This is a genomic window from Thauera sp. WB-2 (assembly GCF_027594845.1).
Lineage (GTDB): Bacteria > Pseudomonadota > Gammaproteobacteria > Burkholderiales > Rhodocyclaceae > Thauera > Thauera mechernichensis.
Genome location: NZ_CP088935.1, coordinates 662,231 through 688,768 on the forward strand (window position 1 = coordinate 662,231; position 26,538 = coordinate 688,768).

At 60.5% G+C, this 26,538-nt stretch carries 24 protein-coding genes; 3 read left to right on the forward strand and 21 right to left on the reverse strand.

From position 1 onward, the window contains the following. Positions 1 to 4 precede the first annotated feature (4 nt). From LQF09_RS02980 to LQF09_RS03000, 5 genes are read right to left on the reverse strand one after another with little or no spacing between them, the layout of a single operon-like run. Positions 5 to 1,051, reverse strand: a complete 1,047-nt coding sequence (locus LQF09_RS02980) for a polysaccharide biosynthesis protein (protein WP_270069160.1) — start codon at positions 1,049 to 1,051, stop codon at positions 5 to 7. 18 nt (positions 1,052 to 1,069) lie between these two features. Next, positions 1,070 to 1,855 (reverse strand): AglZ/HisF2 family acetamidino modification protein, encoded by a 786-nt coding sequence (locus tag LQF09_RS02985; RefSeq protein ID WP_270069161.1) that lies wholly within the window; start codon positions 1,853 to 1,855, stop codon positions 1,070 to 1,072. A gap of 3 nt (positions 1,856 to 1,858) precedes the next feature. Further along, entirely contained in the window at positions 1,859 to 2,476 is a 618-nt protein-coding gene (gene hisH, locus LQF09_RS02990) for an imidazole glycerol phosphate synthase subunit HisH (RefSeq protein WP_270069162.1), read from the reverse strand. Continuing rightward, positions 2,473 to 3,576 (reverse strand): N-acetyl sugar amidotransferase, encoded by a 1,104-nt coding sequence (locus LQF09_RS02995; RefSeq protein ID WP_270069163.1) that lies wholly within the window; start codon positions 3,574 to 3,576, stop codon positions 2,473 to 2,475. The genes hisH and LQF09_RS02995 overlap by 4 nt, the downstream gene beginning before the upstream one ends. Positions 3,577 to 3,624: 48 nt before the next feature. After that, positions 3,625 to 4,686 carry a glycosyltransferase family 2 protein gene (locus LQF09_RS03000; RefSeq protein WP_270069164.1) on the reverse strand — a complete coding sequence of 354 codons (1,062 nt, stop codon included), beginning with the start codon at positions 4,684 to 4,686 and terminating at the stop codon, positions 3,625 to 3,627. Here LQF09_RS03000 and LQF09_RS03005 point away from each other — a divergent pair. Continuing rightward, a complete protein-coding gene (locus LQF09_RS03005; protein WP_270068863.1) occupies positions 4,639 to 5,676 on the forward strand; it encodes an IS5 family transposase in 1,038 nt (345 codons plus the stop codon). The two genes, LQF09_RS03000 and LQF09_RS03005, sit on opposite strands and share 48 nt — an antisense overlap. Before the next feature lie 165 nt (positions 5,677 to 5,841). On the opposite strand, the gene LQF09_RS03010 is transcribed toward LQF09_RS03005, so the two are convergent. From LQF09_RS03010 to LQF09_RS03050, 9 genes are all read right to left on the reverse strand, one after another. Next, the gene (locus tag LQF09_RS03010; protein WP_270069165.1) at positions 5,842 to 7,083 is read right to left on the reverse strand and encodes a hypothetical protein; all 1,242 of its coding nucleotides are present in this window, start codon (positions 7,081 to 7,083) and stop codon (positions 5,842 to 5,844) included. A gap of 53 nt (positions 7,084 to 7,136) precedes the next feature. Further along, entirely contained in the window at positions 7,137 to 8,414 is a 1,278-nt protein-coding gene (locus LQF09_RS03015; RefSeq protein ID WP_270069166.1) for a lipopolysaccharide biosynthesis protein, read from the reverse strand. A 189-nt stretch (positions 8,415 to 8,603) separates the two neighbouring features. After that, the gene (locus tag LQF09_RS03020) at positions 8,604 to 9,707 is read right to left on the reverse strand and encodes a DegT/DnrJ/EryC1/StrS family aminotransferase (protein ID WP_270069167.1); all 1,104 of its coding nucleotides are present in this window, start codon (positions 9,705 to 9,707) and stop codon (positions 8,604 to 8,606) included. Positions 9,708 to 9,725: 18 nt separating this feature from the next. Beyond that, a complete protein-coding gene (locus LQF09_RS03025) occupies positions 9,726 to 10,322 on the reverse strand; it encodes an acyltransferase (protein ID WP_270069168.1) in 597 nt (198 codons plus the stop codon). Next, positions 10,319 to 11,359 (reverse strand): glycerol-3-phosphate dehydrogenase/oxidase, encoded by a 1,041-nt coding sequence (locus LQF09_RS03030; protein ID WP_270069169.1) that lies wholly within the window; start codon positions 11,357 to 11,359, stop codon positions 10,319 to 10,321. Before LQF09_RS03030 ends, LQF09_RS03025 begins: the two co-directional genes overlap by 4 nt. Positions 11,360 to 11,362: 3 nt before the next feature. After that, complete coding sequence (locus tag LQF09_RS03035) at positions 11,363 to 12,421, reverse strand: Gfo/Idh/MocA family protein (protein WP_270069170.1); 1,059 nt, start codon at positions 12,419 to 12,421, stop codon at positions 11,363 to 11,365. Position 12,422: 1 nt separating this feature from the next. Next, on the reverse strand, positions 12,423 to 13,724 hold the full coding sequence (locus LQF09_RS03040) for a nucleotide sugar dehydrogenase (RefSeq protein ID WP_270069171.1): 1,302 nt from the start codon (positions 13,722 to 13,724) through the stop codon (positions 12,423 to 12,425). 21 nt (positions 13,725 to 13,745) lie between these two features. Continuing rightward, on the reverse strand, positions 13,746 to 15,584 hold the full coding sequence (gene glmS / locus LQF09_RS03045) for a glutamine--fructose-6-phosphate transaminase (isomerizing) (protein WP_270069172.1): 1,839 nt from the start codon (positions 15,582 to 15,584) through the stop codon (positions 13,746 to 13,748). A gap of 4 nt (positions 15,585 to 15,588) precedes the next feature. Continuing rightward, the gene (locus tag LQF09_RS03050) at positions 15,589 to 16,935 is read right to left on the reverse strand and encodes a Wzz/FepE/Etk N-terminal domain-containing protein (RefSeq protein ID WP_333482877.1); all 1,347 of its coding nucleotides are present in this window, start codon (positions 16,933 to 16,935) and stop codon (positions 15,589 to 15,591) included. A 48-nt stretch (positions 16,936 to 16,983) separates the two neighbouring features. Here LQF09_RS03050 and LQF09_RS03055 point away from each other — a divergent pair, with 48 nt between their 5' ends. Then, on the forward strand, positions 16,984 to 18,306 hold the full coding sequence (locus LQF09_RS03055) for an ISL3 family transposase (RefSeq protein ID WP_270069173.1): 1,323 nt from the start codon (positions 16,984 to 16,986) through the stop codon (positions 18,304 to 18,306). A gap of 33 nt (positions 18,307 to 18,339) precedes the next feature. On the opposite strand, the gene fcl is transcribed toward LQF09_RS03055, so the two are convergent. Next, positions 18,340 to 19,308, reverse strand: a complete 969-nt coding sequence (gene fcl / locus LQF09_RS03060; RefSeq protein WP_270069174.1) for a GDP-L-fucose synthase — start codon at positions 19,306 to 19,308, stop codon at positions 18,340 to 18,342. Positions 19,309 to 19,345: 37 nt separating this feature from the next. Continuing rightward, complete coding sequence (gene gmd, locus LQF09_RS03065) at positions 19,346 to 20,479, reverse strand: GDP-mannose 4,6-dehydratase (RefSeq protein ID WP_270069175.1); 1,134 nt, start codon at positions 20,477 to 20,479, stop codon at positions 19,346 to 19,348. Between the two features lie 172 nt (positions 20,480 to 20,651). Here gmd and LQF09_RS03070 point away from each other — a divergent pair, with 172 nt between their 5' ends. Beyond that, entirely contained in the window at positions 20,652 to 21,035 is a 384-nt protein-coding gene (locus LQF09_RS03070; RefSeq protein WP_270069176.1) for a DUF6165 family protein, read from the forward strand. On the opposite strand, the gene LQF09_RS03075 is transcribed toward LQF09_RS03070, so the two are convergent. Genes LQF09_RS03075 through LQF09_RS03095 form a run of 5 tightly spaced genes read right to left on the reverse strand, consistent with a single transcriptional unit; the run spans position 21,017 to position 26,532 of the window. Then, entirely contained in the window at positions 21,017 to 21,946 is a 930-nt protein-coding gene (locus LQF09_RS03075; protein ID WP_270069177.1) for a glycosyltransferase family 9 protein, read from the reverse strand. The genes LQF09_RS03070 and LQF09_RS03075 overlap by 19 nt on opposite strands. Before the next feature lie 5 nt (positions 21,947 to 21,951). Beyond that, positions 21,952 to 23,001, reverse strand: coding sequence for a glycosyltransferase family 10 domain-containing protein (locus tag LQF09_RS03080; RefSeq protein ID WP_270069178.1), 1,050 nt, complete (start codon positions 22,999 to 23,001; stop codon positions 21,952 to 21,954). Then, entirely contained in the window at positions 22,998 to 24,248 is a 1,251-nt protein-coding gene (locus LQF09_RS03085) for an O-antigen ligase family protein (RefSeq protein ID WP_270069179.1), read from the reverse strand. Before LQF09_RS03085 ends, LQF09_RS03080 begins: the two co-directional genes overlap by 4 nt. 33 nt (positions 24,249 to 24,281) lie before the next feature. Then, positions 24,282 to 25,367 carry a glycosyltransferase gene (locus LQF09_RS03090; protein ID WP_270069180.1) on the reverse strand — a complete coding sequence of 362 codons (1,086 nt, stop codon included), beginning with the start codon at positions 25,365 to 25,367 and terminating at the stop codon, positions 24,282 to 24,284. Continuing rightward, a complete protein-coding gene (locus LQF09_RS03095) occupies positions 25,360 to 26,532 on the reverse strand; it encodes a glycosyltransferase family 4 protein (RefSeq protein WP_270069181.1) in 1,173 nt (390 codons plus the stop codon). Before LQF09_RS03095 ends, LQF09_RS03090 begins: the two co-directional genes overlap by 8 nt. Positions 26,533 to 26,538 lie beyond the last annotated feature (6 nt).

Below are 26,538 nucleotides of genomic sequence, written 5' to 3' on the forward strand. Positions count from 1 at the left end.
CGCCTCAGCAATCCTCGACGGTGGTCGTCTCGCCGCGGGCAATGCGCTGCATGCCTTCTAGCTTCAGCAGCAGTTGCGTCATGCCTTCCACGTCCAGGCGTCCGGTGTTGTGCGAGTTGTAGTCCTCGCCATGCGCAGTCTGGGTCAGCTTTGCTTCGCCCTGATCCACGAACTTTCCGTAGTTGAGGTCGCGCCCGTCGGGTGGCACGCGGAAATAGTCGCCCATGTCCTCGGCGCAGGCCATCTCCTCGCGGCTCAGCAACGCCTCGTAGAGCTTCTCGCCGTGGCGGGTGCCGATGATGTTCACAGGGTGCCCAGGCTTGCCCATCAGGCAGGTCACAGCGCGTGCCAGCGTCTCGATCGTCGCGGCCGGCGCCTTCTGCACGAAGATGTCGCCGTTGTTGCCGTGCTCGAACGCATACAGCACCAGATCCACCGCATCGGCCAGCGTCATCATGAAGCGCGTCATGCTCGGGTCGGTGATGGTGATGGCCTTGCCCGCCAAGACCTGCTCGACGAAAAGCGGAATGACCGAGCCGCGCGAGGCCATTACGTTGCCGTAGCGCGTGCCGCAGATCACAGTGCCGGTGCCTTCCAGGTTGCGGCTGGCGGCGACCATGACCTTCTCCATCATCGCCTTGGAGATGCCCATGGCGTTGATTGGATATACAGCCTTGTCGGTACTCAGACAGACCACGCGTTTAACGCCAGCCGCGACCGCTGCCTCGAGCACATTCTCGGTGCCGAGTACGTTGGTGCGCACTGCCTGCATCGGGTGAAATTCGCAGGACGGAACTTGTTTGAGCGCCGCCGCGTGAAAGACGAAATCCACGCCGCGCATCGCCTGTTCCACACTACGCTGGTCGCGCACGTCGCCGATGTAGAACTTGAGCTTGGCGCTGTTGTAGCGCTTGCGCATGTCGTCCTGCTTCTTCTCGTCACGGCTGAAGATGCGGATCTCGCGCAAATCAGAGTCTAGAAAGCGCCGCAACACCGCATTCCCGAAAGAACCGGTACCACCTGTAATCAACAGCGTCCTATCGTTAAACACATCCCTTCCTTCAGAAAACTATCGTTTTAAGGCGTCCCGGCAAAGCTGTTTCTTCTGCGCCGGGGTTGGGTAATTAATAAGCACGGCCCGGTACTTACCCTTGAACACGAACAAACTGCCCGCTGCTGCCCCGACGACACCGAGTCGCTGAATCAATTCACCCAAATCCGCCAATGAACCCGCTCCCCCCAAAAAAGTCACCGGCACCTTCAGGACCCGTTTGACGTGTGACGCCAGCTCCAGATCATAGCCTTGCATCACACCGTCCCGGTCCACTGAGTTGATCACGATCTCGCCGGCACCCGCCGCCTGCAGCTCGGCTGCAACCGTCACAGGATCCAGCTTGTGCACCTTCTTCGCATTGTGTGTGACAAGCTCGTAGCCCTTGGCGAACAGCCCGCTGCGCTTGCGCACATCCAACACGGCCACGACCGACTGACGTCCCACCGCCGCCGCCATCCGCGTCAGCAACGCAGGATCCACAATCGCCGCGGCACTGACCGCCACTTTCTCGACCCCTAAGTCGACAATGCGGGCCGCTTGCTCGGCGGTCGTCACCCCGCCACCGTAGCAAAGCGGCATGCGGCACTCCGCCGCGAGTTTTGCGATCAACTCGAAATCGGGCTCAGTTCCATTCACGCTGGCGTCAATGTCCAGCACCATCAATTCATCGGCCTCTTTCTCGTTGAAGATTCGAACCGCGTTGATTGGATCACCGACATACTTAGGCTCTTTGAAGCCCTGAGTCTTGACCAATCCCCCCTGATGGACCAGCAAACACGGAATGATTCGGGGCCGCAGCATCGCTCAAAGCTCCACAAAATTTTTCAGCAACTGTTCGCCCCAATGGTGGCTTTTCTCAGGATGGCATTGCACTCCGTGAATATGACCGCGTGAGACCACGGCGTCGAAGTCCAGACCATAGTGCGCCGTTGCCGCCACGTCCTGCCTATCCTGTGCTTCAAAGTAATAGGAATGCAAAAAATAGAACTGTGGAGCGTCATCAAAGCCCTGCGAAAACAGCTTGGAACCCGAATTTGGGTTGAGTTCATTCCAGCCCATGTGCGGCATCGGCAGCGAAGCACTTAAATCATTGTTCGAAAAGGCGCGAACGCGGCCAGGAACCCAGTTGAGGCCAGAGAGCTCGCCCTCCTCAGAGCCACCCGACAGCATCTGCATCCCCACGCAGACACCAACCACGGGCACGCTTGCCCCCAAGACCATCTCCTCAAGTCTTGGTCGGATGCCCGAGTCATTCAGCCGCTGCATCGCATGGTCGAAATGGCCAACTCCAGGCAACACCAGTCGGGTGGCGCCACCCAAGGCATTCGGCTTGTCTGCACGGCGTGCATCTACCCCCAAACGCTTGAACACGTTCAAAAACGCCTGGATATTGCCAACGCCATAATCGACCACACAAATCATCGGAAATACCTCTTCTCTAGACCCAGCCACCGCATGGCATTGGCACCGAGGTCAATCAACTGGCGCTTGTTCCTATAGTTGCGGTAGGTCCTTCGTGGCATCTCAAACAATTGCTGCAGTTCAACAACCGTCAGCCCGAGCTTGTGGGCCACATACTCGAACTCCTTCTTCAGGAAATTCTCGTCCATTTCTGGGCGAGAAATCCTTTCCAAGGCTTGATCGCGCGTCATCTGCCCAGTCATGATCAGGCTCGAAAAGTGTGCCCGACGCTTTTGATAGCCAAATCGACGCGGCAACCAATAGTCCTCGTAAAAACGGGTGAAACGAGATTCGTGGTGCTTATGTTGAAAGCGCTGCCAGCCGAACAAACGCGCAAGCTCGTCCTCCGCATCCTTCTTGATGTAAGGCACGAGGTTGAGCGGGTGGTGAACCTTCATGCCGAGTACCTTCTGATACCAGAGCTTGTAAACCAGAATGTCGACCAGTGGAAAATCGTTGGGCTTGCCGTCACCGCACTTCTTCCAGATATCGTCAAACAATCTCCTGTCGATGCCCAGGTATCCTCCCCATTCCTCAGGCTCACGACAACACTCCGTAGAGAAGTTGGACCCAGTGATGATGTGTCGGATCTTGTGTTTCCGTGCGAACTTGTAAAGCCCGGAGAAAAAGGCGGCGTCTTGAACCAAATCCTGGTCGGGAATGCCCGCACGCAAGAAAGCCACTTGCATGCGTTTGACGGATTCCCAATTGACAACATCGGTGTAGAGGTCCAATCCAAGGCCGTCGACAAGTTTCTCGATGTTGCCTACGGCCTGATCGGTATTCCAGCCCGCGTCCACATGAAAAAGCAACGGGCGCAAACCCATTACTTCTTTCGCAATATATGCGGCGTAAGAGCTGTCCAGCCCTCCGCTAAGTCCGATAATGCAATCGAATTCGTGCCCGTTTCCGGCTGCACGTATCGCATCTGCCATCTCATTAAGTGCGAGACGGCCGCGCTCACCTGTGTCCCAATGCGGTTTGATCGTCGCATCAAAGTTGTTGCAGTAGTCACACACCCCCCCCGCGTCGAAGGCAATTCCAGGGTCCGAGGTGTCCATTACGCAATTGTTACAGATCCGGTATCCAGTCATCCGTTCCGCTCCTTCTCACCAGCCACTCAACAAGCCGTAGAGATGCCTGCGAATGCTGTACATTGTCGAATTAGTAATAGAAAGCGCACGCAAGCGATCAACTAAAGGGGCTTTTGTTGTCAAAACTCGAAACCATTTTCCGGCTTTCCTTGCTTGCTCAATCTCAATTTTCGCCTGCAATAAAAGCTTCTGGCTATCTTCAAGGATCGCGCCATACTTTTCCATGAAAAATGAAAGAGCCTCCATTCTGATGCTGATTTTCTGATTGTAAGTGTCAAAGTCAACTGTGTGATTAATGCTATTCCCTGAGTGGACTCGCCACTTGCAGCAAATGATATCGCTATGAATAATTTTCCACCCGGGCATGTGTAGTACGGCCAGTTCCATCCATGTGTCTTCGTTAGGAAGATGCTCCGGCGTTGGAAAGATGAAATTCGCCGCCATCCGATTCATCAAGGGCGAGACGCCGCTTGTCGCGCCTCGCCCCCTCACTCGAGGAACGAGATGTCCGTCGAACTTTGGGTCCTCCGACATAGTAATCAGCTTGCTAAGCCCAACTACGGGTACGTCGTCGGGCTCGTGTTCGACCGCAAGGAAGCGCTCCCTGAGGCTTCCTGGGGGCATAAGGTCGTCGCCTGCGAATATGCAGACAAACCGGCCACGCGATAATGAGACGCCATAATTGAAAGCGCTACACTTTCCCCTGCTGGGGTTTCTCCGTACATCGATGCTGCCTCGATATTTCGATAAAGTATCGACCAATTGATACGTATCGTCCGTTGAGTTGTCATCAACAAATATTAGTTCGAAACGGACGCCTTCCTGAGACAAAACGCTCTCGAGCGCCTCACGAATATGCGCCCGCTCATTGCGAGCTGCTATGACGACAGAAATATCTGGGGCGTTTTTTTGCATGATGGCTTTCTGGTGGGCTGGCGTAAAAGTAGAATTAAGGGCGCCTCGAAAAACCTCGGCACCTCTGTGATTGGTAAAATTGGATTGTCCTGATTTCGTTCTCTGCCGCCAGCCATGAAGAAACGCACCGCCATCAAGACCGACCTGTTCGCCGACGAGCATCACCGCAAGAAGATCGACACGCTCGGAGATCCACTGGCCGAAATCGAGTCGTACATCGACTTCGGGGCGTTGGCGGCGGAAGTGGATCGGGTGGCGCCGCGTCCGGTGAGTCCGCAAGGCGGTCGTCCGCCGTATCCGACCGAGACGATGGTACGCATTCTGGTGTTGAAGCGGCTGTACAACCTGTCGGATGAACAGATGGAGTATCAGTTGCTTGACCGGATGAGCTACAAGCGCTTCTGCGGGTTGGCCAGCGCGATCAATATTCCGGATCGAACGACGATGTGGACGTTCGAGAATCGCATCGGTGAAGCCGGCGCGAAGGTCCTGTTCGACGGCGTGTCGGCCCAACTGCTCAAGCGCGGTTTCATCGCCCGCGGTGGTCAGATCATCGACGCCACGCTGGTGCCCGCGCCCAAGCAACGCAACAGCCGTGAAGAGAACAAGCTCGTCAAGGAAGGGGCGATGCCGGCCGACTGGAAACCGGCCAAACGGCGCCAGAAAGACACCGATGCCACCTGGACCAAGAAGCACGGCAAGAGTCACTTCGGCTACAAGCTCTCGATCAACGTCGACAAGAAGTACAAGGTCATCCGCAAGATCGAGACGGGTACGGCCAGCATCCACGACAGCCAGCACTTCGAGAGCGTGTTCTACACCCTGAACACGAGCCGAGACGTCTATGCGGACCGGGGCTACACGTCCAAGGGGCGTGAAGACTGGTTGAAGGACAAGGGTTACCGGAACCAGATTCAGAGAAAGGGTACGCGCAACAAGCCGCTGTCTGAGTGTCAGCAAGGGCGTAACCATCGCATCGCCAAGACGCGCGCCCGTGTCGAGCACGTGTTCGCGGCCATCGATCAGATGGGCGGCAAGCTGATCCGCACGATCGGCCAGGCGCGGGCGAACTTTGCGATGACGATGATGGCCACCTGCTACAACCTGAAGCGGCTGGTGTACTTCCAGAAGGCCGGAATCGAGGCTTTTTGACGCCCGAAATGGGCCGAATCGCCGGTTTCCAGGGCGATTCGAAGAGAAAACGGGGCGACACCGCAGAGAAAAGCGGTGATTTGCCGGAGAAATTGAACCGAGTTCGGTCGCTGTCATTGTTTGGCGGCGGGATTCAACGAAAACCCCGCGTTATTCGAGGTGCCCTTAACTCTTGCGGTGATTTACTTTGAATAACAGACTCAAAAAGAATACAAGGATGAAGCCGTTGCTGAAGAGCGTTCCGATCAGCGAAGAAGAGAAAAGCCCGAAAGCAAATATAGGCCATAAACATCTAAGTCCTACGTCATGAGTTTTCTGCATCAAGGCGAACGCGAAGCCACAAGCTATGCTGAATATAAAAACGCCAATCCAGCCAAAATTCACATAGGCGTCTGTGAGAAAAACGGCATTTGAGTTTGCGGTTTCGTTCCAGGAGCCGAATTGATGCTCAAAAACGTAACGTTCTAAGTTGATTCTTTCAATTCCAAATAATAAAGAAAGGAGGCTGCTCGTTGCCCCTAGCATGGGTTCAGCTGAGAACTGCTCTTTATGGACAACGAGAGTATCCACTGCGGTAAAGATGGGTACAGCAAGAGCACGCCAGACGACGTAATCGAACGCCGAGGCGGGTTGGTGGCGGGCCGTGAGGTAATCATCAGTAATAGAAGTTGAGGGTGGCTCCGATCCAGAATAGGAGAGAGCGGTTGCCGTGATAAGAGTAGCAATTGATAGCGAAAGCGCCGCAAATAGAACTCTTGCATTCAAGCGTCGCGCATGCGCCATATAAGCTAACAGCGGTAGGGCGAGATTCAGAAAGAGGGCCTTTTGCATGAAACTGATACAATACGCGAAGAATAAAACGGCCGATACGTAGCGCCATTTTGAGCGTTCGTTAAAGAGCGAGACCATGCTATATGGTACAAGTGTGTTAGTTAGAATTGTATTTAAATACAAAATAGCAATAGCTCCGCCTTCTCTTCCTTTGAGGAAGGCTCCTCGCTCTTCGCTGAGAGTCGCGGCATCAGCACCTTGCAGTGCGCTTATGAACGGAATTGATGGGGCGGTAATTAGAGTGAATATAGAGAAGGATATAAACACGGCCCAAATCGAGCCGTGGACGAAATGAAAGTTTAAAGGAATTAGGTGCGCGTTTTTCGCTGGCGCGCCAGTTGGCTTGAGGTTTGAGGTTGAAGTTGCTTTAAAGGTATAATAACCAATTAGGATCGATAGGATTGAGACAAGGGTAAGGGTTGAAAGTAATGGATATTCGTCAAGAGGTTTTGAAAATGAAAATGCAGAAAGTGGAACAAGAAAGTAGAAAATAAAAAGACTAAGGAGAAAGAGTAAAAGCCCCCCTTTTGGGCTCAGGATTCTGTTTGTTATCGCTAAAGAGATTTGCGTTTGCATCTTTTGGATCATCGCTGTTATTGGTTGAGTCAGCGTCTGAGGTAGTTTCTTCGTCAAATTGAGCTAGAGTTTTTTGAGCTTGCCCGATATCCTGCCAAATGGCTTTTAATTGCGATGAAGTAGCTTCCATATACGATGGCTCCAGAAACCGCGTAAACTTCAGCGACAAGGCCGTCCATCCATGTTGTAGCTATCCACGTCATTCCGAGGCGAATAGAGAGCGAAAAAAACTGGAGACCCATTGCAGCGCGTTGGGCGCCCACGACGTGAAGCGCCATAGAAATAGGGGACGCTAGGAACTGCAAAAGGAACCACGGAGTCATCCATGCAACCAGCCATCCAGCCCGTTCCCAATCGGGGCCGAAAACGAGCGGGAACAGGACTGGGGACAAAACCCCAATTGCAAGTATGGGCCCCGTCCCAGCTTTGACTAGGTTACGGAGTACTTCATTGGTGAATTCGGCCAAGTTGCCTTCGCGATGCGCCTGAGGTGCTCTTGACAAATAGACCTGCCCGATGGCGGATCCGAGTAAACCGAGCGGTGCTTGCAGTACATACATGGCGAGCATCAAGTAGCCAGCCTCTGCAACTGTGGTGCTCGCCGCGATCAGTATGATCGGCAGGTGAATCGCAGCCTGATTGAATAAGGCCTCCCAAGTCGAGTAGGCCGGGAACCGGCGAAACTCGCGCGCAACGCGGCGCAGGTCTGTTATTTGCCCGCGTTTTAGCCAGTCCAACAGATCTTCCAACGCTCGTTTCAAGAACCATGCACCACTAACAACGAAACCCACGGGTGGTCCTGCGACAAGACCAACGGGGCCGAAACTGGCCAAGGCGGAGGCGCTTTGTGTGCTCACCATGGCTAGCGCCTGACTAATCCGAGCCCGCGCCATCAACGGGAAGTTGTGTTTGCGGATATGCCAGTTTTGTAACGCACTCCACGCGGCTGCAGAAAAAATCCCCACAGGAATGAGCCACTTGCCCGCATGTAGATGCTCTGCGTCTAGCCATTCGGCCAAATAGTCAAATCCCACTGCAATGGCCAGAGCTGAAAGAAGGCTAATCAACGTAGCGGAGATCAGGGACAGAGCAAGCAATGCAAGACCGTCCTCATCTGATTCGGGTACTGCAATCGCTATGTCATAGCGAAGGCAGGCTGCCACACTTACGGTTGTGACGATGCCCATGAACACGGCCAAGGTGCCGAAGTCGGCTGGTTGATATAGCCGCGATAGCGCCGGCATAGCCAACGCAGTGATTGCCTGGCCGGCGGCGGTGCCCCCCACCAATACTGATATTGAGCGTATGAAACTGCGCTTGGCATTCGACATCGGAAGGCCTTTACGCACCGAACAAGCTATCTGGCACTTGCATACCCTGCCGTGCGTGCAGGAGTGAAAGGGCGCTGGTCAGAGAATTCTCGGAAAGGGCAATGGTCAGCACACAGCAAGTCTTCGCAATCTGGGCTATTTGGTTGCGCGCGTAGCGGCGCACTGGGAGAAGTGCGTTAAACACTGTGGTTACTTGTCTGAGTTAGTGCAGGCTTTCTTCAGGGTCTCGGTGATTTGTTGTTGTGATGCCTGATCCAGATAGGGGTGCATTGGTAGGCTCATGACGCGATGTGCAACGGAGTCGCCGGTCGGCAACGTGGCGGTTGTGTCGGCTACGGCGGGTTGCTTGTTGAGCGGAATCGGGTAATGAACCGCGGTAGGTATGCCTGCAGCCTTTAGCTGGTCCTGGATTTTTTCTCGGCGGTCGACTTGAACGGTGTACTGCGCCCAGGCGCTGACGTTGTGCGGCTCGATGTAGGGTGTAGTGTCGATGCCGGCTTCGTTGAACAGGCGGTCGTAGTTGGCGGCGACCTGCTGGCGGAGTTGAACCTCCTCGGCGAGGATCTCGAGCTTGGGCAGCAGGATGGCAGCCTGCAGGGTGTCGAGGCGGCTGTTCACACCCACGCGGATGTGGTGGTAACGGCGATCCTGGCCGTGGCGGGCGATCTGGCGGATGACCTTGGCGAACTCGTCGTCGTTCGTGAAGATCGCCCCGCCGTCGCCGTAGCAACCAAGTGGCTTGCTAGGGAAGAAGCTGGTGCAGGCAATGGTGCTGAGGTTGCACGACATGCGGCCCTTGTAGCTGGCGCCGAAGCTCTGCGCGGCGTCTTCGATAACCGGAATGCCGTGCTTGGCGGCAATGGCGTTGATGGCATCGAAGTCTGCGCACTGACCGTACAGGCTCACCGGGATGATGGCGCGGGTCTTGGGCGTGATGGCGGCTTCGAGCAGCGCAGGGTCGAGGTTGTAAGTGCGCGGGCCGATATCGACATACAGAGGCTTGGCGCCAAGCACGGCGACGGTTTCGGCGGTGGCGATGTAGGTGAAACCCGGGGTGATCACCTCGTCGCCGTGGGCCACGCCCACCGCCATCTGGGCGATCTGCAGGGCGTCGGTGCCGTTGGCGCAGGTGATGCAGTGCTTGGCGCCGACAAAGGCGGCGAGCTTTTCTTCTAACTCGGCCACTTCGGGGCCGAGGATGTACTGGCCATGGGCCAGCACGCGCTGGATGCCGGCGTCGATCTTGTCCTTGATGCGGGCTTGTTGGGCTTTGAGGTCGCAGAATTCGATCATTTTTACTGGGCTTCCGATTTACTGGGCTTGCGATGTGGTGAGGGTGTCGCCGTCGAGCGCGTAGCGCGTGCCGGCGTGCGGGCAGATGTATTCGCCCTTGCCTTTCACCGGCAGCGGGATCTGTTCGCCGTGTTCGCTCATCCAGCCGACCTGTCGGGCGGGCACGCCGACCATGAGGGCGTAGGGCTTGACGTCCTTGTTGATGACGGCGCCGGCGCCGATGAAGGCGAATTCGCCAATGGTGGTGCCACAAACGATGGTGCAGTTGGCGCCCAGGGTGGCGCCGCGCTTGACAAGGGTGTCGCGGTATTCGCTCTTGCGCTCGATGAGCGAGCGCGGGTTATAAACGTTGGTGAACACCATGCTGGGGCCGCAGAACACGCCTTCTTCCAGGGTGACGTTGTCGTACACCGAGACGTTGTTCTGCACCTTGCACTTGTCCCCGATGACGACCTTGTTGCCGACGAAAACGTTCTGCCCGAGCGAGACGCCCTTGCCGATGCGCGCGCCGGCGCAGACGTGGGCGAAGTGCCAGACGCGCGAGCCTTCGCCGATCTGGGCGCCTTCGTCGACGATGGCGCTGGGGTGGACGGTGTAGGGGGTGTTCTGGGTCATTGCAGGATCCTTTGTGCGGCGTCGTCGCCTTGGAGCTTGGCGGTGGTCCATTTGCCGCCGTAGATGTGGAGCACCTTGGCGGTGCGCTCGAAGGCCCATTCGCGGGTCGCTTCGGAGGGGTTGTCGGCGCTGCGCAGCAGCGGGCGCACGCCAGAGAAAACCTCGACCACGTCGTAGTGCGTGGCGGCAGGGGCCAGGTAGAAGTTGTGGGCGTCGAGCAGGTAACGGATCTCGTTCTCGCTCGGGCCGGGATTGTTGGGGCCGGTCTGGCGCACCTCTGTCGTGCCCACTAGGGTGCGACCTTGATGGGGCAGCACGAAGAAGATGCGGCTGGAGCCGGGCACTTCGAGCAGCATGGCCGCTGGGCACGGACGGTCGAGCACGATGTGGCTGCCACGCACCCAGTCGAGGTGGTGGCTCGGCTTGCCGGGCACGGTCTCGCGCAGTTGCATGGCCCAAGGGCCGGTGGCATTCACGATGCGGTCGTAGCCGTCTAGCTCGGCAAGGTCGCGCACCTCATGGTCGGTGACCAACTCGCCGCCCAGATCACAGAACTGGTCGACCACCCAGTTGCCGAGGGCATAGTCGTCCATCTGCGCATCGAAGAAGGCCCACGCACCGACGAGCCCCCCGGCCGACAGCCCCGGCTGCAGGGCGAGTACGTCGGCCGGGTTGAGCATGCGCGCACGCGGAAAGCCGCTGCCCATGGCCAGCACGTCGTAGATGCGGATGCCGGCCGCGATGGTGAGCTGCGAACGCCCCTTCTCGCGGTACATGGGCAGCAGCATTTCGAGGCGGTGGCACAGGTGCGGGGCGAGTTCCAGCCAGTCGCTGCGGGCGTGCAGTGCCTTGCCGACGAGGCGGAACTGCCCGGTTTCCAGGTAACGAAGGCCGCCGTGCAACAGCTTGGACGACGCGCGGCTGGTCTCGCCCATGGGTTGCCTGCGCTCGTAAAGGGTGCACGCCACGCCGCGACGCGCGAGCGCCCAGGCGGTGCACGCCCCCACGATGCCAGCGCCGACGACCGCCACACGCACGTCTCAGTACTCCAGCGGCAGTGCCACGCGCTTGCCGTCACGCGACGACAGGTACATGGCGATGAGCAGCTCGAGGCTCTTGAGGCCTTCGCGGCCGTCGGTCTCGGCTTGGGCTTCGCCGCGTAGCGTCTTGATCACATTGTCGTAGTAGAGCGGGTGGCCGAAACCGTAGACGCTGGTCGTGGCGTAGCTGGCCTGCTTGATGTCTTCGTCTTCGGGACGCTGCTCGTCAAATTCCCAGTGCTGGATCTCGTTTACCGCAACGCCGCCGACGCGCACCGTGCCCTTCTCGCCGAGGATGGTGATGCTGCCTTCGAGGTTCTTGGGGTAGGTGAGCATGCTGACGTTGAGCGTACCCATGGCGCCGCTGCGCCAGCGGATGGCTGCCACGCCCGAGTCTTCCACCTCGATGTCGCGCTCCAGGGTGCCGGTGTAAGCCATGACAGATTCGACGGGGCCGATGAGCCAGTCGAGCAGGTCGATGTAGTGGCTGGCCTGGTTCATGAAGGCGCCGCCGTCGAATTCCCAGGTGCCGCGCCACTTGGCGCTGTCGTAGTAATCCTGGGGGCGCGTCCAGAAGACGTTGACCGCGACGGCGTAGATTTTGCCGAAGCGCTTCTGCTCCACGGCGCTCTTGAGGAGTTGCAGCGTGGCGTTGCGCCGGTTCTGCTTGACGACGAAGAGGCGTACGCCGGCCTTGTCGCAGGCTTCGACCATCTTGAGGCCGTCCTGCCACCGGGTCGCCATGGGCTTCTCGGTCATCACGTGCTTGCCGGCTTCGGCAATCTCGATCGCTTGCGCCGGGTGCAGGCCGCTCGGCGTGGTGAGGATGATGCAGTCGGCCGTGGTGCTGGCGAGCAGGGTGGTGAGCTTGGTGTGGCCACGGGCGCCGGTCCTGGCAACTGCAGCTTCGAGTGCGACGGGGTTGATGTCGCAGACGTCGACAATCTCGCAACGATCGCCATGCTTCTCCATGGCAGCGAAGTGGTTTTGCGCGATGCGACCGCAGCCGACAAGGGCGAAGCGGATCTTGCGGTCGGTGATGGGGGGGGCGAACTGCATGTCAGAGTCTCCAGGCACAGATGCCGGCTTGCTTGAGTTGATCGGGGTCGAAAAGACCCTTGACGTCGGCCACCACGGCGCCGGGCGACTTAAGCAGGGTCTTGATGTCGGTCGCGGCCAGGGCGGCGTATTCCTGATGGGCCACAGCCATGACGAGCGCGTCCACGGGATGGTCGGCATTGACGGCGCCGAGCTCGACACCGGGGTATTCATGGGCCAGCTCGTCGGGGTCGGCATAGGGGTCGGTCGCGACGACGCGGATCCCGAAGTCCTGGAACTCGCGGATGATGTCGATGACCTTGCTGTTGCGGATGTCGGGACAGTTTTCCTTGAAGGTTAGCCCCAGCACTCCAACCGTGGCGCTGGAAAGGTCGATCTTGTTCTGCACCATTTTCTTGATGGTGGTGCGGGCGACGTAGCGGCCCATGTTGTCGTTGATGCGACGTCCGGCGAGGATGACCTGCGGGATGTAGCCCACCTTCTCGGCCTTGTCGGTTAGGTAGTAAGGATCTACGCCGATGCAGTGGCCGCCGACCAGGCCGGGACGGAAGGGGAGGAAGTTCCACTTCGTGCCGGCCGCTTCGAGCACGGCGAGGGTATCAATGTCGAGGCGGGCGAAGAGCACCGAGAGTTCGTTCATCAGCGCGATATTGAGGTCGCGCTGGGTATTCTCGATGACCTTGGCGGCCTCGGCGATACGGATGCTCTTGGCCTTGTGGGTGCCGGCGACGATGATGCTGCGGTAGAGCTGGTCGACCAGTTCGGCGACCTCGGGCGTGGAGCCGGACGTGACCTTCTTGATCGTGGAGACGCGGTGTTCCTTGTCGCCCGGGTTGATGCGCTCGGGGCTGTAGCCGGCGTAGAAGTCTTCGTTGAACTTGAGGCCGGAGAATTTTTCGAGGACCGGGACGCAGTCTTCCTCGGTGGCGCCGGGGTAGACGGTGGATTCGTAAATGACGATGTCGCCTTTCTTCAGGACCTTGCCGATGGTCTCGGAGGCCTTGATCAGCGGGGTCAGGTCGGGCCGCTTGTGTTCGTCGATCGGTGTGGGCACGGTGACGATGAAGACGTTGCAGGCCGCGAGGTCCTGTGGATCGGAGGAGTAGCGCAGGCCCTTCGCCTCGCGCATTTCTTCGTCCGAGACCTCGAGCGTGCTGTCGTGGCCCGCGCGCAGGGCGTCGATACGCGCCCGATTGATGTCGAAGCCGAGGACGTCGCGTTGCTTGGCGAATTCGACGGCCAGCGGCAGGCCGACGTAACCGAGGCCGATGACGGCGAGCTTGATGTCAGAAAGGGTGTGCATTAGGTGATTCGCTGGGTTTGATTATTCAACTGTGACCGACTTCGCCAAATTCCTCGGCTTATCCACATCCGTCCCCTTCGCCAGCGCCGTGTGATACGCCAGCAACTGCAGCGGCACCACGTGCAGGATCGGCGACAAATCACCGTAATGCTCCGGCAGCCGTAGCACGTGGATCTGCGCGGTCTCGGGGAAGTGGCTGTCGGCATCCGCGAAGACATACAGCTCGCCGCCGCGGGCCTGGACTTCCTTGAGGTTGGACTTGAGCTTGTCGAGCAGGCTGTCGTTGGGGGCGACGGCGATGACGGGCATGTCGCGGTCGACCAGGGCGAGCGGGCCGTGCTTGAGTTCGCCGGCGGCGTAGGCTTCGGCGTGGATGTAGGAGATTTCCTTGAGCTTGAGTGCGCCTTCGAGCGCGATCGGCCAGTGCCGGCCGCGACCGAGGAAGAGGGCGTGATGGCGGTGGGCGATGTTCTGCGCCCAGGCCTGGATGCTGGGCTCGAGTTCCAGCACGCGGGCGACGGCGACCGGCAGGTGGCGCAGGCGGGCCAGTTGGTCGTGCTCAGCCTGTTCGTCGATGCGGCCGCGCAGCTTGCCGACGACCAGGGTCAGCAGGAACAGCGCCGCGAGCTGGGTGGTGAAGGCCTTGGTGGAGGCGACGCCGATCTCCGGCCCGGCGCGGGTGATGAAGCGCAGCGCGCATTCGCGCACGATGGCCGATTCCGGCACGTTGCAGATGGCCAGCGTGCGGGTGTGGCCGAGGTCCTTGGCGTGGCGCAGCGCGGCCAGGGTGTCGGCGGTTTCGCCCGATTGCGAGATGGCCACGACGAGCTGGTCGGGGTCGGCCACCGAGCTGCGGTAGCGGTATTCGCTGGCGATCTCGACCGTACAGGGGATGCCGGCGAGCGATTCGAGCCAGTAGCGCGCGGTGACGCCGGAGTGGTAGCTGGTGCCGCAGGCGAGGATCAGCACCGAGCGCACGCCCGCCAGCAGGTCCGCCGCGTCGGCGCCGAAGATGCCGGGCTGCAGCCTGCCGCCGTTGCCGATGAGCTCGAGCGTGTTGGCCAGGGCCTCGGGCTGCTCGAAGATCTCCTTCTGCATGTAGTGGCGGTACTGGCCGAGCTCGACCGCATCGGCGGAAAGCTGCGAGACGACGACGGGGCGCTCGACCGGCGCGCCGCTGGCGTCGGCGATGCGCAGGCTATCGGCGGTGAGCTCGGCGATGTCGCCGTTCTCCAGGTAGATGAGCTTGCGCGTGACCTGCAGCAGGGCAGAGGCGTCGGACGCGGCGTAGTGCCCGGCATGTGCGCCGTCCTCGACCAGGCCGAGCAGTAGCGGCGAGCCTTCGCGCGCGACGACGACCTTGCCCGGCTGGCGCTCGTCGATGACGGCGATGGCATAGGCGCCGACCAGTTGGCGGGTGGCGGCGAGCACGGCGTCGAAGAGGTCGGGCCGCGCGCGCAGCTCGGCCTCGACCAGGTGCGCGATGGTTTCGGTGTCGGTGTCCGATGTGAAGACGTATCCCTGGGCGCTGAGCGCGCTGCGCAGGGCCTCGTGGTTCTCGATGATGCCGTTATGCACGACGGCGATGCCGCCCGAGACGTGCGGGTGGGCGTTGCGCTCGCTCGGCGCGCCGTGGGTGGCCCAGCGCGTGTGGGCGATGCCGGCATGGGCGGCGACGCCCTTGCTCGCCGCCGCCAGCTCGGCCACGCGGCCGGCGGTGCGCACGCGCTGAACGCCGGCGCCGTTGAGCACGGCGATGCCTGCCGAGTCATAGCCGCGGTATTCGAGCTTGCGCAGGCCTTCGAGCAGGACGGGAACGATGTTGGCGGCCGGTGAGACGGCGGCGACGATTCCACACATGGGGTCAGGCCTTGGTGTTGTTTGCGTTGGCCGCTTCGAACCCGCTACGCCACCAGGCACGGATGAGCGCGATCATGATGCCCAGCATACCGCCGAGCATGCCGCCCAACACGATGCCGAGGGCCAGTCCGGGTTTGCGTTGCTTGATCTCGGTGCCTTCGGGGGAGGCGACGAAGCGCATCGACTGCAGGTAGGTGTTGATCCAGTTAGCGCGCTCGACGTCGAGTTCGTTCCAGGCCTGTTCGACGACGTCGATGGATTTGTCCTGACCTTGGAATGCTGCAGCCTGGATGTTCTGGATGCCGTCGAGGAAGGCGCGGCCCGTGGTGGGTTGCTGCAGGGCTTGCTGCGCCTGGCAGTAATAGTCGCGCTTGAGGGCACTGGCGATGCGGTCGCGCTCGCGCAGCACTTCGGCGAGCTTCAGTTCGCCAATCTGGATTTCGGAGGCGACGAGCTGCGCTGCTGGCGAAAGGAAGCGTTCGGCGCCTCTTTCTACTGAGACGATCTGGCTGTTGCCGATGCCGCTGGCCTCGGGGTTGCGGGCGATGATGTCGCGCAGGTTGGCCAGTCGGCTTTCTTCCTGGCGAATGGCAAAGTCGTTCTGGATCTGGGCGTTGCGCAGTTCCTGCTCGCGGGTGCGGAAGCTGTTGCACTGGCTGAGCATGGTGGCTTCCATATCGACCCTGATGATGGAGTCGCGGACGTACTCGGCGAGCAGGGTGACCGGCGTGCCGCCCGTGGGGGCTTTGTGGGCGACTTGGATGCGTACGCCAATCATGGCGCCGGCTGCATCTTCCACTTTAACGCCGAATGCTTTGGAGTCGCGGTCGGTAAAGGCGAACTCCGGCTTGAGGGCGTTGGTGAGACCGTTCGGCTCGTCGGCGAGCTTGACGAGCAATGCGCCGTCGTGGGTGGTCGCCTGGTTGGTACTTTGGAGGTATTGCTGCAGGCGGGCGCCGTTGGAGAAGACGCTCTCGTAACGCTTGTAGTTGCTGGCCGAGACGCCTGGGGTGATGAAGAGCCCCTCGGCGACATGCTTCGTAGAACTGATGCTCGCGCCCACCCCAATGGCAGCGCCAAGGATACCTATGGCGGTGATCATCACCTTCTGACGCCACAGTACTGCAACGAGCTGGCGCAAGTCGATCTCGTCGTCGTAGGGCTGGGCGTGCGGCTGGGTGTTCTGCATGTCGGCGAGATGGTGCGGCAAAACCCGGATTATCCCACCTATCGGCGGTGTGATGACATTGGACGAAGGTGATAGGACGCGGTTGAGGGGAAAGTGTTGAATCTGCTCAGCTAAGTCCGGCTCTATGCCGTTTCCAGTGGAAATTGACTTCTCAACAAACATGATCTGCGGTGGTACAACCGCCCGACACTGACGCCGACCTCGCACCCGATGAACAACCAGATCGAAGCCCTCTTCACCACCGCACTTGGCCTGCAGCCGCCCTGGCACGTCGCCAAGGTCGAGCTCAACACGGCCAAGCGGCGCATCGACTTCGAGGTCGAGCACACCGGCAAGCGTGCAGCCTGCCCTGCGTGCGGGGTCGAGCATCAGTTGATCCATGACCGGGTGCGCCGCAGTTGGCGACACCTGGATTTCTTCCAGTTCGAAGCGTGGTTGCATGCTGAGGTGCCGCGCGTGCAGTGCTCGGGCTGCGGCAAGACCGCGCAGTTGCCGGTGCCGTGGGCACGCGAGGGCAGTGGCTTCACGTTGCTGTTCGAGGCGCTGGGCCTGTCGCTGTGCCGGGAATTGCCGGTAACCCAGGCCGCCAATCAGATGCGGGTTGCGCCAAAGCGGCTGTGGCGGCGGGTGCGCCACTATGTCGAGGTGGCCCGCGCCAAGGACGACATGTCGGGCGTGCGGCACGTGGGCATCGATGAGACCAGCGTCAAGCGTGGGCACCAGTACATCACCGTGGTGCATGACCTGGCGGCCAAGCGCTTGCTGTTCGCCTGCCCCGGTCGTGACCATCAAACCTTGGGAGCCTTTGCCGATGACCTGCGTGCGCACGGCGGCGATCCGGCCAGGATCGAGCACGCCTGCATCGACATGAGCGCGGCCTACGCCAAGGGGATTGGCCAGTCGCTGCCCAGCGCGCAGATCAGCTACGACCGCTTCCACGTCGTTGCCCTGGCCAATGCGGCGATGGATGAGGTGCGCCGCGAGGAGATGCGAACCTCGGCTGCGGCGGTCCGCGAAGCGGTCGGCGCAGACAGCAAGAAGACCCTTCGCCAGTTGCTGTGGGGCATGCGAAAGGACGCGGCGAGCTGGACCCGCGCGCAGTTCGAGGCGATGCACTGGCTGCAGCGCTCGAACCTGAAGAGCGCGCGGGCCTGGCGGCTCAAGCAGGCCCTGCGGCTCGTCTACCGCGAGGCGCGCGACAGCAACAGCGACGCGATCGCCCTCGGGGCACTGACGAAGTGGATGAGTTGGGCGCGACGCTCGCGGCTCGAACCGTTCAAGCGCCTGGCGGCCACGTTGAAGGAACATCTCGGTGGCGTCGTGCGCGGCATGCTCGATGGGCGCAGCAACGCCTACGTCGAGGCGATGAACGGCCTGCTTCAGAAAGCGAAGTCCGCTGCCCGAGGCTTCCGGGACCCCGAGAACTTCATCGCGATTGCCTACCTGCGCATGTCCAAGCTCAAGCATCTACCACAAAGCCCCTTGGTGCCGGCCATCCCCCGCGACTACGGGCGCTACCGTCATGTTTGTTGAGAAGTCAATTTCCACTGGAAACGGCATAGAGCCCTAAGTCCTTGCTGCGCTATCGTATGTCACGAACCACTCGTACGTTTCTTCCAGGCCCTTCTGCAGTGAAACGCGCGCCTGCCACCCCAGTCTCGCCAGTCGGCCAACATCCATCAGCTTGCGCGGCGTTCCATCCGGCTTGGTGGTGTCGAACACCAGCCTACCCTCGTAACCGATCACCTCTACGAGCGTCTCGGCCAGTTCGCGAATGGTTACGTCCGTTCCCGTGCCCACATTGATGTGCGAGCGCATCGGTTCGGTCTCGCTCGCGTAGCGCTCCTGCGGGATGTTCTGCAGATGCACTACCGCCTCGGCCAGGTCATCGACATGTAGAAACTCCCGCATCGGCGTGCCGCTGCCCCAGATCACCACTTCGGGCACCTGCTCCAGCTTGGCCTCGTGGATGCGCCGCATCAGCGCGGGGATGACGTGGCTGTTCTCGGGGTGGAAGTTGTCGCCCGGGCCGTAGAGGTTGGTGGGCATGGCGCTGCGGTAGTCGCGGCCGTACTGGCGGTTGTAGCTCTCGCACAGTTTGATGCCGGCGATCTTGGCGATCGCGTAGGGCTCGTTGGTGGGCTCGAGCAGGCCGGTGAGCAGCGCCTCTTCCTTCATCGGCTGCTCGGCGAGCTTGGGATAGATGCACGAGGAGCCGAGGAACATCAGCTTGTGCACGCCGTGGGTGTGGGCGGCGTGGATGATGTTGGCCTCGATCATCAGGTTCTGGTGGATGAACTCGGCCGGGTAGGTGTTGTTGGCGTGGATGCCGCCGACCTTGGCCGCGGCCAGATAGACCTGGTCGATGCGCTGGGCGGCGAAGAAGGCATTGACCGCGTGTTGGTTGGTGAGGTCGAGCGCGTCGCGGCCGGCGGTGAGGATGTTGGCGTAGCCAAGCGCCTGTAGCCGGCGCACGATCGCCGAGCCGACCATGCCGCGATGGCCGGCAACGAAGATGGTGTCGGTGAGGTTCATTCTGTATGAGCGGCGCAAGCCGCGATGTTCGAGTCGATCAATTTTCAACAGCCACCGGCACATCGTGCCCATGCGCCTTCAGGAACGCATGCCGCTGCGCCACCTTGAGATCTTCGGCGACCATTTCCGCGCACATCTCCTGCACGGTGATCTCCGGTGTCCACCCGAGCTTTTCCTTGGCCTTGGCGGGATCGCCGAGCAGGGTCTCGACCTCGGCGGGACGGAAGTAGCGTGGATCGACGCGCACGATGACGTCGCCCACCTTCAGCGCGGGGGCTCTCAGTTCTCTCCCCTCGCCGTCGATGTGCTCGACCACCGCGTGCTCTTCCACGCCCCTGCCCTCGAAGCGCAGCGTGATGCCCAGCTCCGCCGCCGACCAGCGGATGAACTCGCGTACCGAATACTGCACGCCGGTGGCGATCACGAAGTCTTCAGGCTGGTCCTGCTGCAGCATCATCCACTGCATGCGCACGTAGTCCTTGGCATGGCCCCAGTCGCGCAGTGCGTCCATGTTGCCCATGTACAGGCAGTCTTCCAGGCCCTGTGCGATGTTGGCGAGACCGCGAGTGATCTTGCGGGTGACGAAGGTTTCGCCGCGGCGCGGGCTCTCGTGGTTGAACAGGATGCCGTTGCAGGCATGCATGCCGTAGGCCTCGCGGTAGTTCACCGTGATCCAGTAGGCGTAGAGCTTGGCCACCGCATAGGGGCTGCGCGGGTAGAAGGGGGTGGTTTCCTTCTGCGGGATTTCCTGTACCAGGCCGTAGAGCTCGGAGGTGGAGGCCTGGTAGAAGCGCGTCTTCTTGTCCAGGCCGAGCAGGCGGATGGCCTCGAGCAGGCGCAGCGTGCCCATGGCGTCGACGTCGGCGGTGTACTCGGGCGACTCGAAGCTCACCGCTACATGCGACTGCGCCCCGAGATTGTAGACCTCGTCGGGTTGCACCTGCTGCAGGATGCGGGTGAGGTTGGACGAGTCGGTGAGGTCGCCGTAGTGCAGGACCATGCGCGGGTTGGGGGTGTGCGGATCCTGGTAGATGTGGTCGATGCGCTGCGTGTTGAAGCTCGAGGCGCGGCGCTTGATGCCGTGGACTTCGTAGCCTTTGGCGAGCAGGAACTCGGCGAGGTAGGAGCCGTCCTGGCCCGTGATGCCGGTGATGAGGGCGATTTTCTTCATGGCGTGCTTTTGTCTTTCAGTGACGCGGGGCGCATGTGGCCATGCGTTAGAATCCACGGCCTGGGTTGTCCGCGAGATTATCCCATCTTCACAGGTCGGTCTGCCGTTGTACGTGCGCTGGCCGTAGACATCATGTGCTTGAACAGGAAAGGAAATGATGAGTAAGGGTTCGTTGCTGATCGAGGTGGGTGCAGGTGAGCTGATCGACAAGATCACGATCCTGAAGATCAAGGCCGAGCGGATGGCCGACCCGGGCAAGCTTAAGAACGTGAATCACGAGCTGTCGGTGCTGAGTACGGCGTGCGCGCAGAATCTGGCTGCAACGCCAGAGCTTGCGCGCCTCGAGGCTGAACTCCAGGCGGTGAATGAGGCGCTGTGGGTGATCGAGGACGACATTCGTGCCTGTGAGGCTGCGCGCGATTTCGGGGCCAAATTCATCGAGCTCGCACGCTCGGTTTACATCCAGAACGACAAGCGCGCTGTGATTAAGAAGCAGATCAACGAACACTGCGGCTCGAGCATCGTCGAAGAAAAGTCTTATACCGAGTTTTCCTGAGCGGGGATTCTGCTCAGAACTGCATTGAGGACAGTCTGCACGTCCAGGTCGACCAGGTTGGTTACCTCAATTGCTTTGAACTCGCCGCGACAGATCCCGGTGCGTGCGGCGCTGGTGTGCGGTCCGAACAGGGCAAGGCCAGGTTTGCCAAGGCACGACGCGACGTGGCTGGGGCCAGTGTCGTTCCCCACGACGAAACACGCTCCCTTGAGCACGCCTGCAAGTTCGAACCAGTTGAGAAAGCCATTCGGGCCGAGCAGGGTGTGGCCGGGAATGCTCTTCGAGAGTTCGATTTCGTCGGGTCCGGGCGCCATGACTACGTCGTAGCCTTGCCCAATCAAGGCTTGTGCAAGCTCGGCGTAGTACGGCCAGCGTTTTTGTGGGTGTTTGGCGGAGCAGCCTGGGATGAGGGCAATGTAGGGCTTGCGCACGCCCTCGGTAGCGAGGATTTGGCTGACGTCGTCGGCCATCCACGAAACGTCCGGGCTGTTGCAGCGTGTCGCGGGGATGCCGGCATCCGTCAGTTGAGTGATGTAGCCCGCAATCGCGGAGGGTGGCTGGTACCCACGCTTGCGCCCGTTCCATTTCGTTGAGCGGAAAAACAGCTTGCGGTACAGGTCGCTGCGGTCGGATTTCTGGAGGTCGTAGACGTGGGTGAAACCCTCCAGGCGCACTTTGCCCGCCAGCGCTAGCCAGTCGCCAATCTTCCAGAACGGTGGTCGTGCGTCGGTGATGATGCGGTTGATATGCGGGCAGCGGCTCATGAGCTTGCGAAACGGCGGCGTCGTCAGTAGCGTGACCTCTGCTTGGGAGTGTTGCGCGCGGATGTCTCGAATGACGCCGTCTGCCTGCACGATGTCGCCAAAGGCGCCGTGCTTGATGATCAGGACGCTCTCGCTGCCAAGGGTCATGTGCTTCACTTCGTGAGTTGTTTTTCAGCAAGCGTCCGGGTGCGGACGTACAGTTTTTCTGCCATGTGCAGCAAAGCTCCCAGGGGGTGTGCCTTGCGCCAGGCGTGTCGACTCAAAAGGACGTGGCCTGGCTGGGCTGCAGCGTGTGGGGACGATTCCGAACTCCCGATGATCCGCGCCACCACGGCGAAAAGGTGATGCTCCTCCAAGGTGCGGCGCCGCGCTTCGTCGATGGCCGTCAGGCGCTCTGACCATGCGTCGTTGGTAATGGCGGTGCGAATTGTCGCTGCGGCGCTTTCCGGATCGCGAATGTCGATGGGAATGAAGCTCCCTTCAGGGAAGTAGTCTGCCGCGTTGGGTGCTCCGGCGTAGAAGGGCAGGCAACGACCAAGGAACGCGTCGGTTAGCTTCTCGGTGATGTGGTGTGGGGCTATGTGGTTTTCGACCGCGAGATGGTAGCGATAGGGTGCCAGGGCTTCGGCTTTGTCGTCCATAGGCGTTGCGCCGCGGCCAAAGAGGTCCATTTCAGGTAGCAGTTGACGCATCTTCTCGATGAAGGCGAACCGTTGGGCATGCATGGTGTGCCACTGGCGCTTCGACGAGTACACCGTCGATATCGCGTGCTTCTTGTCTGCCGCGCACGGACTCTTGAGCATTTCTTCCCTAGTCATTCGTTTCTGGCTGCCGCTGCCGTAGAACCAGTGGTTGGCTGCCTGCTGGAAGTGCCGTTGTGGGTGTGGTAGTGCCCAGGCGGGCTGGCTGGTGAGGACATGTCCGAATTGGCTTGCGAAGTACTTGCCGTAGGCTTTGATTGACGACGGTTCGGTTGTGATGAGGATCGTGTTCTGAGCTGGGCAACTGAGTGGTTCGCAGGCGCTAGTGCGAGCTTGACCCGGTGCGCTCGGAATGTCGTCGTAGGCGACAAGCCAGTCGTAACGTGCTTCGTCTCGCTCGAAGATGAAGTGGCAGTTCCCCCAAAGACCGTTTTCGTTCGGGAAGTAGCGTGCCCATTCGCCGGGAGCCAGCCGGCTGAGGAATTTGACACGCAGGCTCATGCCGTTTCCCTGTTGCGTAGGAAGCCGAAGCCTAGGCCCAGCAGGTAGAACGAGAGCAGCATTTGCTCAGAGCCGTAGATATCCTTTTGGCTGCCGAATGGCATCCACATGAGCAGAAACGCGAGCAGGCAACCCCAGCCGAACGTGGCTGATGCGCCACGCTGCCGCCAAGCGATGACGCCTACCCTCGCATAGTAGGCGATGAAACAGATCAGGCCGATGGCACCCGTGCCCACGAGTACTTCGATCAGCACTTGATGCGCGTGCATGACATCGATGTTCTGCGTTACGAAGATGGAATCGGGCGGAAGATAGGGCTTGATTGCCGCAGTGATCTGGCTGGGGCCCGTGCCGAATAGCCAGTTGTCGCTGGCCAGGGCGAGCGCAGGCTCCCAGATGTCTAGGCGGTGGGAGAGCGCTAGGTTAAGCGTATGACGATCCACCCCATCCAAGATGATCAGGGTGTCAGCAATGCGCTGTTGGAGACTTGGGCTTGCCAGAAGAAGAAGTCCCACGAGCGCAGCCAGAGCAATCGGGGCGCCTATCAGGAGACCTTTACGCTGACTGGTGGGCAGACCGCGTGTCATCACGAGTACAAAGATCATCGCAAGCAGACCGTATCCGAGCATGGCGTAACGGCTACCCCCTGCAAGCGCTACTGTGCCGCCGGAGATGAGCGCCAGCGAACCCAGCAAGCGTCCTCTGGATTGCGAAAGCAGCCAGAATGCTGGGAGTGCGGCTAGGAAGGCAATGAAGTAGCCATACCTGTATGGGTTGTCGAAGAAGGCTCCGATGCGCTCGCCTCCCGATTGAGTATTTGCCGCAATACCGAACAGATCCTTTCCGAAGAGCAACTGCACGAGTCCATCGAAGATCCAGAATAGGATTGTCAGCCCAATGATCGCGGCAGCAATGTCGCGACTACGTGGGGCTGTTGAGAGTCCTACAATAGAGAAACCAAGCAGCCCCGCAATCAGGATGAGGCCCAGCTTTTCCAGCCACACGCGTTCGATGTTCCCAGTGCTGAGTGCGAGCGCGATGACAGTGATCAGTACGGGGCCTGCGAGCAGTGCCACGCCGAGCGCCAGGTCGCGCTCTGCTCGCAGGGCAGGCACTGTGCGCCGCGCAATCATGGCCGTAATTATGATTGCAACGTAGAAGATGAGATATGAACGGGCAAATGGAAAGGCCACGATCGGTGCAGCCAGAAGAGCGCCGAATAGGGAGTCGCGTGTTGTTGTTTGCATTTCGATTAGTGCGGGCGAACTTGGGAGGCAGACTCAGAGGTGAAGAAGCAGATCGCGCATGAGGTTTAGCCTGAGCGGCTCCTCGGCGAATTCGGTTTTGAACAGTTTCTGTGCTGTGACTCCTCTCTGCTCGAGCAAAGTGGGCTCGCGTGCCCAATCCGCAATCTGTTTAGCCAGGGCGCCGGGGTTACCCGGGGTGGAGAAGGCGATTGCTGCAGGCGTGGAACTCCGGAACTTGTCGTCGAACGCCGGCGTGTCGCCGGTGATCACCGGTCTCCCCATGGCTAGCGCCTGATAGACCTTATTTGGCACCACGCGTAGTGCCTTGCCTGTCGTGCCAAAGACCCCTAGCACAATATCGCTCTCCGCAATGCGGCCCGCCAGGCTGTTGATGTCGAGCCAGTCTTCAAACCGGATCGCGGCGATTGATGTGCGAGCTTGCATTGCTATAAGTGCCCGCTCAGCCTCAGCGCGCATCGGCCCTTCGCCAATGAACCGGAACTCGACCGCAGGGCCGTCATACTGCCGGATTGCGTCGACGATGGTTGGCAAGCCGTGCAAGCCAATGAACGATCCGTAAAAGAGCACGCGAATCGGGCGACCTTCGCACATTGGGCTGAGCGGCTGGGCCTTGAAGATGGATTCGTCAGCCCCGACCGGCAGCACGATAATCTTTGTGCGTGCGACGCCGAGTATCTCGTGGAAGTAGTCGGCGTGCCCCTGCGTATCGGCAATTACGATGTCGGCAACCGAAAACTGGCCGCGCTCCTGGGCGAGCAGCTTTCTTGCTCTTGTGCTATCGGCAGGAAACTTGCGGCGCTCGTTGACTTGCTTGTCATACGCGCTGATCAGAGGGTCAACAATCAGAGGGATGCCGCGCCGACGTGCAAAGCGCGAAGCCGCAGCGATATCGCGCTGCCGGAAGCTGGGTACCCACACGGCATCAGCCTTCGGGAGGCGTTTGATCAGGGCCTCGATGTCTCCGATCACAGAAATGGCGGGGCTGAAAACGCTCAGTTGGACGCCGCTTTGCCGCAGCAAACGATATACGACGCGGTCGCGCGAGTAGGCGTTCTCAAGTGTGGCACCCCGTGCCCAGATTAGAATTTTTTCAAGCATGGATGGAAGTGGCTTGGGTGATGCGGTGTGCGGCTGTGCTGGTCGTTAAGCTCATGTAGAGCGTCAACGTTGCCGCCTGCATCTCTCCCAGCAGGAAGCTGTGATTGGCGAGCACGGCGCCGGAATGCCCAGCCAGCACCGCTCTGACGCGGCTTGTCGCCCCTTCTAACTCCCCCTTCGCCACTGCCCCCTGCGGGAACAACTCCCCGAGAATCTCCGCCACCCCGCCATGCGCATACCCCACCACCGGCCGCCCCATCGCCAGCGGCTCCAGCACCGTGCGCCCGAACGACTCCGGCGTGCTCGACAAGCTCAGCACGCAGTCCGAAACCGCATAGATCTCGCGCACATCGGTCCGGTGCCCGGTAAATACGATGCGCTCGCTCAGTCCTTCCGCCTGCACCCGCTCCCGGATCTCCTTCGCGTAGCCTGGCCGCTTCGGGTCCTCGCCGCCGACGACCAGTCCCACCACGTCCTGCCCTTCGGCGACCAGCTTGCCGACGAGGCTGATGAAGTCGTGATGCCCCTTCAGCCTTGTGAGCCGCCCCGGCAGCGTCAGCACCTTGCGCTGTCCGATCTGCGGAAACTCGGCATGGAAACGCGCCAGCCATTCGTCCGACGGCCGGTAGTCGCGTGGAAACTCCGCCGGGTCGATGCCGCGCGGGATTACCGTGATGCGGTCATCGGTGAGATGCGGCCAGCGCGTCGGCGGGTAATGCGTGCGGATGTAGTCGCGCACCGTGTCGCTGACCGCGATCACGCGCTCGCCAGCGCACATGATGGCGCTGTAGCGGCTCACCGAGTGCATGCCGTGCAGCGTGGTGACGAAGTGCGGGCGCGTGTCCGCCGGCATTCCACGCCAGGCGAGCCAGGCCACCCAGGCGGGCAGGCGCGAGCGCGCGTGGACGATGTCGAAGCGCTCGGCCTCGAAAAGCCTGCGCAGCGCGCGGTACTGCAGGAAGGTGGTCGGCGACTTGCGCCCGAGGTCGAGCGTGATGTGGCGCGAGCCCTCGCGCTGCAGCTGCTCGACCAGCCGCCCGCCCTTGGACAGCACCGCTGATTCATGCCCGGCCGCGACCAGCGCGCGCGCGATCTCCAGCGTGCCACGCTCGACGCCGCCGCTGTCGAGCGCGGGGAGCAGTTGCAGGACCTTGAGGGGTTTCATCGCTCG